The 12,245-nt window shown below is 60.9% G+C and carries 10 protein-coding genes; 7 read left to right on the top strand and 3 right to left on the bottom strand.

Features of this window, described 5'->3' with window-relative positions:
* Positions 1-163: 163 nt before the first annotated feature.
* The 7 genes from ACYZTY_RS22495 (at position 164) to cmoB (ending at position 9,675) form a co-directional block, all read left to right on the top strand.
* The gene (locus ACYZTY_RS22495; protein ID WP_461955537.1) at positions 164-2,575 is read left to right on the top strand and encodes a glucose/quinate/shikimate family membrane-bound PQQ-dependent dehydrogenase; all 2,412 of its coding nucleotides are present in this window, start codon (positions 164-166) and stop codon (positions 2,573-2,575) included.
* 488 nt (positions 2,576-3,063) lie between these two features.
* Positions 3,064-3,441 (top strand): DUF6124 family protein, encoded by a 378-nt coding sequence (locus tag ACYZTY_RS22500; RefSeq protein ID WP_461955538.1) that lies wholly within the window; start codon positions 3,064-3,066, stop codon positions 3,439-3,441.
* 675 nt (positions 3,442-4,116) lie between these two features.
* Entirely contained in the window at positions 4,117-6,534 is a 2,418-nt protein-coding gene (gene lon, locus ACYZTY_RS22505) for an endopeptidase La (RefSeq protein WP_461955539.1), read from the top strand.
* 221 nt (positions 6,535-6,755) lie between these two features.
* Positions 6,756-7,148, top strand: a complete 393-nt coding sequence (locus ACYZTY_RS22510) for a protease inhibitor I42 family protein (RefSeq protein ID WP_438657875.1) — start codon at positions 6,756-6,758, stop codon at positions 7,146-7,148.
* 2 nt (positions 7,149-7,150) lie between these two features.
* Positions 7,151-7,786 (top strand): lysoplasmalogenase, encoded by a 636-nt coding sequence (locus ACYZTY_RS22515; protein ID WP_461955540.1) that lies wholly within the window; start codon positions 7,151-7,153, stop codon positions 7,784-7,786.
* 156 nt (positions 7,787-7,942) lie between these two features.
* Positions 7,943-8,722 (top strand): carboxy-S-adenosyl-L-methionine synthase CmoA, encoded by a 780-nt coding sequence (gene cmoA, locus ACYZTY_RS22520; RefSeq protein WP_461955541.1) that lies wholly within the window; start codon positions 7,943-7,945, stop codon positions 8,720-8,722.
* Positions 8,719-9,675: a tRNA 5-methoxyuridine(34)/uridine 5-oxyacetic acid(34) synthase CmoB gene (cmoB, locus tag ACYZTY_RS22525; RefSeq protein WP_461955542.1), complete on the top strand. Its 957-nt coding sequence runs from the start codon at positions 8,719-8,721 to the stop codon at positions 9,673-9,675. Before cmoA ends, cmoB begins: the two co-directional genes overlap by 4 nt.
* Positions 9,676-9,807: 132 nt before the next feature.
* Here cmoB and tadA read toward each other — a convergent pair whose 3' ends face one another.
* The 3 genes from tadA to ACYZTY_RS22540 form a co-directional block, all read right to left on the bottom strand.
* Positions 9,808-10,305 carry a tRNA adenosine(34) deaminase TadA gene (gene tadA / locus ACYZTY_RS22530; protein WP_461955543.1) on the bottom strand — a complete coding sequence of 166 codons (498 nt, stop codon included), beginning with the start codon at positions 10,303-10,305 and terminating at the stop codon, positions 9,808-9,810.
* Entirely contained in the window at positions 10,305-11,681 is a 1,377-nt protein-coding gene (locus ACYZTY_RS22535) for a multicopper oxidase family protein (RefSeq protein ID WP_461955544.1), read from the bottom strand. The genes tadA and ACYZTY_RS22535 overlap by 1 nt, the downstream gene beginning before the upstream one ends.
* A 273-nt stretch (positions 11,682-11,954) precedes the next feature.
* Positions 11,955-12,245 carry a PTS transporter subunit EIIB gene (locus ACYZTY_RS22540; RefSeq protein WP_461955545.1) on the bottom strand — a complete coding sequence of 97 codons (291 nt, stop codon included), beginning with the start codon at positions 12,243-12,245 and terminating at the stop codon, positions 11,955-11,957.

Raw genomic sequence — 12,245 nt, forward strand, 5'->3', positions numbered from 1 at the left:
AACCAACATCTATGTTGAATGTTAATCCGTCTTCGCGGGCAAGCCTCGCTCCTACAAGGTAATGCGGCGTCCAACCGTTTTTTATATGAACCATGCCCACGCGGGATCGTCATCTACAGTGAACTTGCGCGGGACTACTTGAAACGTCACGGAGAACCACACTATGAGCACTGATGGTGCTTTGAGTCGAAGCCGTCTACTGCCGACCCTGCTCGGCATTCTGCTTCTGCTAATGGGCCTGGCCATGCTGGCCGGCGGGATCAAGCTGAGCCTGCTCGGCGGCTCGCTGTATTACCTGCTGGCCGGTATCGGCCTGACGCTGACCGGCGTGTTGCTGATCCTGGCCCGACGCGCTGCGCTGGGCCTCTACGCACTGGTGCTGTTTGCCAGTACCGTGTGGGCCTTGTGGGAAGTCGGCCTCGACTGGTGGCAACTGGTGCCGCGTCTGGCGATGTTGTTTGCGCTGGGCCTCGTCATGCTGCTGCCGTGGTTCCGCCGTCCGCTGCTGATTACCGGTCCTGCGCCGATGGGCACCGGCGCACTGAGCGTGGCCGTGGTGCTGGCCGCCGTAGCTGCGCTGGCCAGCCAGTTCACCAACCCGGGTGAAATCAAAGGCCAACTGGACCGCGACAGCGTGCCGGGCATGACCAACACTGCACCGGCTATGCCCGACGGTGACTGGAATTCCTACGGCCGCAGCGCCCACGGCGATCGTTACTCGCCACTGGCGCAGATCACCCCGCAAAACGTCAACAAACTGGTTCCAGCCTGGACCTATCGCACTGGCGACCTGCCAGGGCCGAACGACCCAGGCGAAACCACTGCCGAAAACACCCCGCTGAAAGTCAACGGCATGCTTTACGTGTGCACGCCGCACAGCCAGGTGATCGCCCTTGACCCGGACACCGGCAAGGAAATCTGGCGTTTCGATCCGAAGCTCTCCACGCAGAACGCGGCGAACTTCAAGGGTTGGGCGCACATGACTTGCCGTGGCGTGACCTATCACGATGACGCCGCTTACGCTTCCGAGCAGAGCCCGACCGGCACCGCCAGCCCTGCGCCGGTCAGCACGGTCTGCCCACGCCGGATCTTCCTGCCGACCGCCGACACCCGCCTGATCGCCCTCGACGCCGACACTGGCAAGATGTGCGAAGACTTCGGCGACAAAGGCCAGGTTGACCTGCGCGCCAACATCGGCGGCTTCACGGCCGGCGGCTACTACTCCACCTCACCTCCAGCGGTCACTAAAGACCTGGTGGTGATTGGCGGCCACGTCACCGATAACGTCTCCACCGACGAGCCAAGCGGCGTGATCCGCGCGTTCGACGTGCACACCGGCAAACTGGTGTGGAACTGGGACAGCGGCAACCCGGACGACACCACGCCGATTGCCGAAGGCAAGGTCTACACCCGCAACTCGCCGAACATGTGGTCCATGTTCGCCGTCGACGAAAAACTCGGCATGCTCTACCTGCCGATGGGCAACCAGACCCCGGATCAGTTCGGTGGCGCGCGCACCCCTGAGTCGGAACTGCACGCCGCCGGCCTGACCGCCCTCGACATCGCCACCGGCAAAGTGCGCTGGCACATGCAGTTGACCCACCATGACCTGTGGGACATGGACGTCGGTGGCCAGCCAACCCTGATGGACCTGAAAACCGCTGACGGCGTGAAGCCAGCGGTACTCGTGTCCACCAAGCAAGGCAGCATCTACGTGCTGGACCGCAGCACCGGCAAGGCTATCGTGCCAATCAACGAAGTTCCGGTTCCGCAAGGCGCTGTCGAAGGTGATCGCACCTCGCCGACCCAACCGAAATCCGACCTCAACCTGATGCCGCCGCCGCTGCAAGAGCGCGACATGTGGGGCGTGACCCCGTTCGACCAACTGATCTGCCGGATCGACTTCAAATCCATGCGCTACGACGGCCCGTTCACGCCGCCATCGCTGCAGGGTTCGATCGTTTACCCAGGCAACTTCGGCGTGTTCGACTGGGGCGGCATCTCGGTTGACCCGGTGCGTCAGATCGCTTTCGTGAACCCGAGCTACATGGCGTTCAAATCGAAAATGATCCCGGCCGCCGAAATCGCCGCCCAAGGCCCGCGCAAAAGCGAAACCGAAGGCGTGCAGCCGAACAAAGGCGCGCCTTACGGCGTCGTCCTCGAAGCCCTGCTCTCGCCAATGGGCCTGCCGTGTCAGGCACCCGCCTGGGGCTACGTGGCGGCAATCGACCTGACCACGTCGAAAGTCCTGTGGAAGCACAAGAACGGCACCGTGCGCGACAGCTCACCGGTTCCGATCCCGCTGAGCATGGGCGTACCTAGCCTGGGCGGCACCTTCACCACCGCCGGTGGTGTCGGCTTCCTCAGCGGTACGCTCGACCAGTACCTGCGCGCCTACGACGTGAAAAACGGCAAGCAACTGTGGGAAGGCCGCCTGCCAGCCGGCGCGCAAACCACCCCAATGACCTACACCGGCAAGGACGGCAAGCAATACGTGCTTGTTGTGGCTGGCGGTCATGGCTCGCTGGGTACTAAGCAGGGTGACTATGTGATTGCGTACAAACTGTCGGAATAAGTTGTAGAGACAGATAAAGGAAAGGCGACTCCTGCGAGGGGGTCGCCTTTTTTATGCATCGCTGCAAATCAAAAATGTAGGAGTGAGCCTGCTCGCGATAGCGGTGTTTCAGACGACTTCAATGTTGAATGTTAAACAGCTATCGCGAGCAGGCTCGCTCCTGCATTGGGCCGCGTCAGGCCTGAATTTATTTTCTAACGTCCTACAGCCGATGCTGCTTTGGAAGACGATTCCGACAGGTTCTATCGGTTGTCGTGTCGGAAGCCCGGGCGATAGGCTTTCAGGGTCGCTGCAAATTCAGCGGCCGGGTTTGGTCGCCCAGGTTTAGAATGGCGCACATTTCGTGCTTGCTTCATGGCGAGCTGTGCGTGGGAGGGCTTCGGCCCTGCCGGGTTCCATTCCCTGGTCGACCAACCTGCGTACGGTTCGCCACCCAACTGCTTGGTCGCAGTCGTGGCGAACTCCCTGTCCCCGAATGGAGCTTCCCCATGTTCAAAGAAACCCCGAATCCCCCGCATACCGACGACGTTTCCCCCTACGAATCCCTCGATTCAAAAAAACTCAACGAAGCCGCCGAACGCGCGCTGGATCACTACCTCAACCCCGCCGCCCTCAAATCCCCGGCCATCCGCAAACCCAGCACGATGTTTTTGATTGCGCCGGATATCAAAGACGAAGACCTGCTGGCCCACACCTGCGAGTCATTGGCGCAGGCCAGTGTGATGGCGAGTGATTTCGCGGACTATCTGGAAGGCCCGCACCGGCACAAGGCGATGGCCATTCAACAGATCGTCATGCTGGCCGAACTGGCGGTGAACCGGATGCTCGATAACGTCGCCATACCAAAACCTTCGCCGAACAGCTGATCCCTTGTAGGAGCGAGCCTGCTCGCGATTGCGGTCTGACATCCGGCATTGAAGTCGTCTGACACTCCGCCATCGCGAGCAGGCTCACTCCTACAATAGAATTGGGTACATCAGCAAGATGTTGATCGGCTGTCAGGCCGTCTTCGCGGGCAAGCCTCGCTCCTACAAAGGATCGGCGTACACGCTTCGCTTCCCACCACTCAACAGGCCGAGCGTTAGCTCGCCTGCCGCTTTTGATCTTGATCCACCCGCCCCTTCGGGAGGCTGAGTGGAGGTGTTCATCCGGGGAGTGGCGCGCAGCGCCGTTCGACGCAGTCGAACACGCTGCATGTAGGTCGTCGCGAAGCAGACCGGAGGGCAGTGTCCCCGGATGGATACCGGAGCGAAGGAACGCCGAGCCTAAGCGAGGGGCCGGACGCTCGGGGCGAGCCTTTTTTTGCTTACTTTTTTTTGGCGTTTGAAAAAAAAGTGAGTCGCCGTAAGGGCGAAACCGCCAGCCGCCGTTACCGCATAAATGGATATATACCCGGTCAACCACAACATGGTCGGCCCACAGGCCGCCAAGTCAAAAGCACCTGTCCATACCCTGAACACACACCCAGAAATATCCCGCCCCATTGAAACCACCCCCCACCTGCCCCATCTAAGACCCATACCCCATTGCGCAGGTGCCCCATGAGCGACCAGCAAGAATTCCCCGAAGACCCGAGCGAATACGCCGACCCAGAGAACGCCGAACACCACTCCACCGGCAAAGGCCTGGCCCTGCCCGGCCAGAACCTGCCGGACAAGGTCTACATCATCCCGATCCACAACCGCCCGTTCTTCCCGGCCCAAGTGCTGCCGGTCATCGTCAATGAAGAACCGTGGGCCGAAACCCTCGACCTGGTCAGCAAATCCGACCACCACTCCCTGGCCCTGTTCTACATGGACACGCCCCCGGAAGACCCGCGCCATTTCGACACCTCCGCCCTGCCGCTGTACGGCACGTTGGTCAAGGTGCACCACGCCAGTCGCGAAAACGGCAAACTGCAATTCGTCGCCCAAGGCCTGACACGCGTGCGCATCCGCACCTGGCTCAAGCACCATCGCCCGCCGTACCTGGTGGAAGTCGAATACCCGCACCAGCCCACCGAGCCGACCGACGAGGTCAAGGCCTACGGCATGGCGCTGATCAACGCGATCAAAGAACTGCTGCCGCTCAACCCGCTGTACAGCGAAGAGCTGAAAAACTACCTCAACCGCTTCAGCCCCAACGATCCGTCGCCGCTGACCGATTTCGCCGCCGCCCTGACCTCGGCCACCGGCAGCGAACTGCAGGAAGTGCTCGACTGCGTGCCCATGCTCAAGCGCATGGAAAAAGTCCTGCCGATGCTGCGCAAGGAAGTCGAAGTCGCGCGCTTGCAGAAAGAGATTTCCGCCGAAGTTAACCGCAAGATCGGCGAGCATCAGCGCGAGTTCTTCCTCAAGGAGCAACTCAAGGTCATCCAGCAAGAGCTGGGGCTGACCAAAGATGACCGCAGCGCCGACATCGAACAGTTCGAGCAACGCCTCACGGGCAAAGTACTGCCGCCCCAGGCGCAAAAACGCATCGAAGAAGAAATGAACAAGCTGTCGATCCTAGAGACCGGCTCACCGGAGTACGCGGTCACCCGCAACTACCTCGACTGGGCGACCTCGGTGCCGTGGGGCGTGTTTGGCGAGGACAAACTCGACCTCAAACACGCACGCAAGGTGCTCGACAAACACCACGCCGGCCTCGACGACATCAAGGACCGCATCCTCGAATTTCTCGCGGTTGGTGCCTATAAAGGTGAGATCAGCGGTTCCATCGTATTACTGGTCGGTCCGCCGGGCGTGGGTAAAACCAGCGTCGGCAAGTCCATCGCCGAATCCCTCGGCCGGCCGTTCTACCGCTTCAGCCTCGGCGGCATGCGCGACGAAGCCGAGATCAAGGGCCACCGCCGCACCTACATCGGCGCACAACCGGGCAAACTCGTGCAGGCGTTGAAAGACGTCGAAGTGATGAACCCGGTGATCATGCTCGACGAGATCGACAAGATGGGCCAAAGCTACCAGGGCGACCCGGCCTCGGCGCTGCTGGAAACCCTCGACCCGGAACAGAACGTCGAATTCCTCGACCACTACCTGGACCTGCGCCTGGATCTGTCGAAAGTGCTGTTCGTCTGCACCGCCAACACCCTGGACTCGATCCCCGGCCCGTTGCTGGACCGGATGGAAGTGATTCGCCTGTCGGGTTACATCACCGAAGAAAAAATCGCCATCGCCAAGCGTCACCTGTGGCCCAAGCAGCTGGAAAAGGCCGGCGTGTCCAAAGGCAGCCTGAGCATCAGCGACAGCGCGTTGAAAGCCTTGATCGACGGATACGCCCGTGAAGCCGGGGTGCGCCACTTGGAAAAACAACTGGGCAAACTGGTGCGAAAAGCCGTGGTGAAATTGATCGACGAGCCGAAAGCGGTGATCAAAATTGCCCCGAAAGACCTCGAAGCCTCACTCGGCCATCCCGTGTTCCGCAACGAACAAGTGCTGTCCGGCACCGGCGTCATCACGGGCCTGGCCTGGACCAGCATGGGCGGCGCGACCTTACCGATCGAAGCCACGCGCATACACACCCTGAACCGTGGTTTCAAACTCACCGGACAACTGGGCGACGTGATGAAAGAGTCAGCGGAAATCGCCTACAGCTACGTCAGCTCCAACCTGAAGTCGTTTGGCGGTGATCCGAAATTCTTCGACGAGGCCTTCGTCCACCTGCACGTCCCTGAAGGCGCCACCCCGAAAGACGGCCCGAGTGCCGGCGTGACCATGGCCAGCGCCCTGCTCTCGCTCGCCCGCAACCAGCCGCCGAAAAAAGGCGTGGCCATGACGGGAGAACTGACGCTGACCGGGCATGTACTGCCGATTGGCGGGGTGCGTGAGAAGGTGATCGCGGCGCGGCGGCAGAAGATCTTTGAATTGATTTTGCCGGAGCCTAACCGTGGAAGCTTTGACGAACTGCCGGATTACCTGAAGGAAGGGATTACCGTGCACTTTGCCAAGCGCTTTGCGGATGTGGCGAAGATTTTGTTCTGACAGTCATGTGGCGCCTGCACCACCGCTTTCGCGGGCAAGCCTCGCTCCTACAGGGTTGTGTGTCGTTGATATTTTTTGCGACGAACACTCACCCCCTGTAGGAGCGATGCTTGCCCGCGAAGGCGTCAGCGCTGACAACGACGATCCCCCGTCGCCGTCACAATTTGTCTCATCTTCAGTTATGCTCGCCGTTCGTCGTGAACGCCGGAGCCACAGACCTTATGTCCCCCACTCGCCTGTTTGTCCCTCTCGCCCTCTCCCTGCTGGCCGCGTGCTCCACGCAACCAAAACAGAACCTGACCGTGGAAAAACAAAGCGAGTGCCCGGTGCAAATGCGCAGCGGTCAGAACCTGATCGTGACCTTGCCGAGCAACCCGACCACGGGTTATCGCTGGGCGATCCAGGATTCGGCCGGTGGCGTGCTGCATGCGCTGAGCCCCGAGGTGTACAGCAACCCGGAAGACGCCGGCATCGTCGGTAGTGCCGGCATTTCGACCTGGCGCTTTCAGGCGTTTGCCGCCGGTACAGGCCGGTTGCGGTTGACCTATTCACAGCCATGGGCACCGGAAGTGCCGGCCGTGAAAACCTTCGACTGCGCGATCGCGGTTAACTGATCGTGGGCTGGCTGATTCTGGCGCTGATGGGCGCGGTGACCTTTCTGTATGGCTTGAGCGTGCATGCCGCGCTGCTTTGTCTGCTGGTCAAGCCGTTGCCGGTGTTGGCCTTGCTCGGCTGGTTGCACGACGCACCGCCTAGCGAATATCGGCGCTGGATCAGCCTGGGATTGATCTTTTCCCTGCTTGGCGATGTGTTGCTGGCATGGCCGGGGGATTTGTTTGTGTTCGGCCTCGGAGCTTTTTTGGTCGCCCACCTGGCGTATCTGAAGGCTTACCTGAGCGATTGCCGGCGGTTGGCGTTGTTCCCATTGCTGATTGCGTTGGGTGTTGGCGCGGTGCTGCTGGGGATTTTGATTTCCCACGGACTGGGCCCATTGCTGATTCCGGTGATTGTTTACGGGTTGGCCATCAGCGCGATGCTCTGGCGCGCGCTGGCCCGGCTCGGGACCGAAGTGCCTAAACGCTCGGCGCTGCTGGCGGCGGCCGGTGCGGTGGCGTTTGTGTTTTCTGATAGCGTGATTGGCATCAGTCGCTTTGTGGTGCCGTTCGATGCGGCGCCCTATGTGATCATCCTCAGTTACTGGCTGGGGCAATGGGGGATTGCGGCCTCGGCGTTTGGCCCGAAATCGCGTTGAATTTGTGGCGAGGGGATTTATCCCCGTTGGACTGCGAAGCAGTCCCTGAACCTTTGGCCTTAGGATCAAAAACTTGCGTCTGCTGCGCAGCCGAACGGGGATAAATCCCCTCACCACGTCAGACAACCCGCGCATCCCCCCGTCAATTTGGCTAAAATGCCGGCCTTTTCCACCTTCGTCGCCGGAACCGCCGTGAGCAAAGACCCCGATCGCCTTTTCGCCCAGCCTTTGGCCCAGGTGCCTGACTTCGCCTTTAACGAGGACGTGGTGCGGGTGTTCCCGGACATGATCAAGCGCTCGGTGCCGGGTTATCCGACCATCGTTGAGAACCTCGGCGTGCTCGCTGCGCAATTCGCTCAGCCCAACAGCGTGCTCTACGACCTCGGCTCCTCCCTGGGCGCCGTGACTCAAGCGTTGCGCCGTCACGTGCGCACCGACGGTTGCCGCGTCATTGCTGTGGATAACTCTGCGGCGATGGTCGAGCGCTGCCGCGAATACCTCAACGGTCAGGACTCGATGTTCCAGGAGTTGCTGCCCGTTGAAGTGATCGAAGGCGATATCCTCGCCCTCGACTTCCAGCCAGCCTCGGTGGTGGCACTGAACTTCACCCTGCAATTCATCGCCCCGGACCAGCGCACCGCGTTGCTCTCACGCATCCGCCAATCGCTGCTGCCCGGCGGCGCGTTGATCCTGTCGGAGAAGCTGCGTTTCAACGACCTCGAAGAACACGCGCTGCTCACGGACTTACATGTCGCGTTCAAGCGCGCCAATGGTTACAGCGAGCTGGAAATCGCCCAGAAGCGCAGCGCCATCGAAAACGTCATGAAGCCCGACAGCCTAGAGGAACACCGCGAGCGCCTGCTGGCTGCCGGGTTCTCGAAAGTCGTGCCGTGGTTCCAGTGTCTTAACTTTGCCTCGTTGATTGCCTTGCCATGATTGATCTGTCCCCCCTCGCCCGCCGCCTGGCCGGCACCCCGCTGGCCGACTGGGCCAACACCCTGCAAGCGCAACTCGACAAGAAAATGGAGAAGGGTCACGGCGATCTGGAGCGCTGGCAAAGTGCGCTTGACGCTTTGCCAAAGATTCAGCCGAGCGAAGTTGATCTGCTAAATGGCCTGACGCTGGACACCGATTGCGACGCTGAGACCCGTGTGCAAATGCGTACCGCGCTGATGGGGTTGTCGCCGTGGCGCAAAGGGCCGTTTGATCTGTTTGGTGTGCATGTCGACACGGAATGGCGCTCGGACTGGAAGTGGTCGCGGGTGGCTCCGCACCTGGACCTGAAGGGCAAACGCATCCTCGATGTGGGTTGCGGCAACGGTTACTACATGTGGCGCATGCTCGGTGCCGGCGCCGACAGCGTGATCGGCGTCGATCCGAACTGGCTGTTTTTCTGCCAGTTCCAGGCGGTGCAGCGTTACTTGTCAGAACCCAATGCCTGGCACCTGCCCTTCCCTTTCGAAGACCTGCCACCGAACATGGAAGGCTTCGACACCGTGTTTTCCATGGGCGTGTTTTACCACCGTCGTTCGCCGATCGAGCATTTGCTGGCGCTGAAGGACTGCCTGGTCAAGGGTGGTGAGCTGGTGCTGGAGACGCTGGTGATCGAAGGCGATCAGCAGCAGGTGCTGGTTCCGGAAGACCGTTATGCGCAGATGCGTAACGTGTGGTTCCTGCCGTCAGTGCCGGCACTGGAGTTGTGGTTACGGCGTGCCGGGTTCACGGATGTTCGTTGCGTCGACGTGAGCGTGACCACGGTCGAGGAACAGCGCGGGACGGAATGGATGAAGTATCAGTCGTTGAGTGATTTTCTTGATCCTGAAGACCACAGCAAGACGATTGAAGGGCTGCCGGCACCGATGCGCGCCGTCATCGTCGCCCGTAAATAGTCCCCAATTTCCCTGCCAATACAGATGCCCTGTAGGAGCGAGCCTGCTCGCGATAGCGGTGTGTCAGTCGACATCACTATTGACTGATACTCCGCTATCGCGAGCAGGCTCACTCCTACAAGGGTAAGGTGGTCAGTCTGTTGGTTTTGCTCTTCGGACCTTGAAGAATTCGCTGAGTACAGCCCCGCACTCCTCCGCCAACACCCCACCCTCAAACAACACCCGGTGATTCAAGAACCCCTGGGTAAAAAACTGCCCCTGACTCTGCACGATCCCCGCTTTCGGCTCCAATGCGCCATACACCACCCGCGCAATCCGCGAATGCACGATCAGCCCGGCGCACATGCTGCACGGCTCAAGTGTCACGTACAGCGTGCTGCCCGGCAGGCGATAGTTGCTGGCGGCCAACGCCGCGGCGCGGATCGCGACCATTTCGGCATGAGCACTCGGATCGTGGCCGCTGATCGGGCAATTGAAGCCTCGGCCGATGATTTCGCCGTCTTGCACCAGCACCGCGCCCACGGGCACTTCACCCAGCGCCGCGCCTTGTGCAGCCAGGGCCAGTGCTTCACGCATGAAGTCGCGATCGCGGCTGCGGTCGATGATCGCGGCGGGACGTATCTGACGCATCAGGCCACCTCGATGGCGGCCATCAGGCCGGTTTCCATGTGGTCGATCACATGGCAATGGAACATCCACACGCCGGGGTTATCCGCCACCAACGCAACCTGCGCGCGCTCGTTCTTGCCGAGCAGGTAAGTGTCGGTGAAGTACGGAATGACCTTGTGCCGGTTCGAGGCGATGACTTTGAAGCTCATACCGTGCAGGTGAATCGGGTGCTGATACTGAGTCATGTTCTTCAATTCGAAAATGTAGCTCTTGCCCTTCTCGAGCTTGGCAATCGGACGGTCGGCGCAGGTCTTGTCCGTGATGTCCCAGGCCTTGCCGTTAATCTGCCACAGGCTTGGCGGTTTGCCGTTGTCGACGTTGACTGACACCGAGCCCACCCATTCGAAATTGAAGTTGAGTTTCTCGGCATTGGCCAGGTCCGGCTCGGCCACCGGGTTGGCCGGCAGCGCGGGCGGCCATTCGGTAGGTGCTTCCGCGTTCGCCACCGAGCGGAACGTGCCCAGGCGAACCGGGCCGTTGCGCAGGGACAATTCCTCACCCGCGGGCGGCGCCTTGATCGCCAGGCAAATGCGCATGCCCGGGCCGAGCCAGTATTCCTTGCCCATTGGGCGCGGCGCCACGGGATTGCCGTCCAGCGCGTAGATCTGCGCTTCGACGCCGGGAATGTTGAGGCGATACGTCAGCGTGTTATCGAGGTTGAGCAGGCGCACGCGGGTAATTTGCCCGGCGGGCAGGTCGATCACCGCTTGCGAGACACCGTTGATGGTCGACAGGCGCCCCGCAGTGCCGCCACGGGCGGCTTCGCGAGGAATGCTGAAGGCCACGAACGCGCCCTCTTCGTCGACGTGCCAGCTCTTGAGGCTCAGGGTTTTTTCGTACTTGAAACCGGTCGGCTCGCGCTCTTCAATGATCAATGGGCCGACAAGGCCGCGACCGAGTTCTTCGCTGCTGTTCACGTGCGGGTGATACCAGTAGCTGCCGGCGTCCGGCACACGGAATTTGTAGTCGAAGTATTCGCCCGGCAATACCGGAAGCTGCGATACATAGGGGACGCCGTCCATTTCCAGTGGCAGGCGGATGCCGTGCCAGTGAATAGTGGTCGCCACCGGCAGATGGTTGATGAAGCGCACCCGCAGCCATTCGCCCTGACGAACCCGCAGTTCAGTACCCGGCGCCGACGGACCGAACGCCCAGGCTTGGGTCTTGTGCCCGGCGACCAGTTCGACGTCCAGCGGTGCCGCGATCAGCTCATAGTCATGGCCGGCGTCCGCGTCGGCCATCTTGCCCAGCCAGTACCTCGACGCGCCCCCCGCTCCGACACCAACGACAACAAGACCGGCCAGGCCACCGAGGATTTGGCGACGGGTAAAGGACATGAACTCAACTACCTCACGTATCAGCGACAGGCCCGTGGGCCTGTAAAAGGCGAATACGATACACCTGCGGTTGAGAAACAGTAAGGGTGGGACGGCAATGGGACACAGGGATATCAGTGCTGGCAAAGCACCTGTGGCGAGGGAGCTTGCTCCCGCTCGGCTGCGAAGCAGTCGTAAACCATTCATCGCGGAGTGTCAGATGGAATGCGGTTACAGGTTTTGGGGCCGCTTCGCGACCCAGCGGGAGCAAGCTCCCTCGCCACAGGGTTCCGGTTATGGCTGGAGGCCGGTGATCAAATGCACCACCCCGTCATCCAGCAGCATCACGCCCGGCACACCTGCCACACTCAATGCCTGCCGATCCATCCGCGCCACGTCCCGCAACTCCACTCGAACCCGGGTCAGCGCAACCGGCTGCTGCGACTTGAGGTTATCCAAGCCACCCAGCGCGGCCACGACATTGGTGGGCAAACCGGACACCGGCTGAACAATAGCTTTCGGCTCATCCACCACCAGATCCGGCGTCAACGCTTTCCAGAACGCTCGCTGCATTTTCTCGAACAT

It is taken from the genome of Pseudomonas sp. LB1P83 (assembly GCF_054897885.1).

Coding starts and splice junctions, on each gene's coding strand:
- ACYZTY_RS22495 (WP_461955537.1), top strand. CDS start 164: ATGAGCACTGATGGTGCTTTGAGTCGAAGCCGTCTACTGCCGACCCTG.
- ACYZTY_RS22500 (WP_461955538.1), top strand. CDS start 3,064: ATGTTCAAAGAAACCCCGAATCCCCCGCATACCGACGACGTTTCCCCC.
- lon (WP_461955539.1), top strand. CDS start 4,117: ATGAGCGACCAGCAAGAATTCCCCGAAGACCCGAGCGAATACGCCGAC.
- ACYZTY_RS22510 (WP_438657875.1), top strand. CDS start 6,756: ATGTCCCCCACTCGCCTGTTTGTCCCTCTCGCCCTCTCCCTGCTGGCC.
- cmoA (WP_461955541.1), top strand. CDS start 7,943: ATGCCGGCCTTTTCCACCTTCGTCGCCGGAACCGCCGTGAGCAAAGAC.
- cmoB (WP_461955542.1), top strand. CDS start 8,719: ATGATTGATCTGTCCCCCCTCGCCCGCCGCCTGGCCGGCACCCCGCTG.
- tadA (WP_461955543.1), bottom strand. CDS start 10,305: ATGCGTCAGATACGTCCCGCCGCGATCATCGACCGCAGCCGCGATCGC.
- ACYZTY_RS22535 (WP_461955544.1), bottom strand. CDS start 11,681: ATGTCCTTTACCCGTCGCCAAATCCTCGGTGGCCTGGCCGGTCTTGTT.
- ACYZTY_RS22540 (WP_461955545.1), bottom strand. CDS start 12,245: ATGTTCGAGAAAATGCAGCGAGCGTTCTGGAAAGCGTTGACGCCGGAT.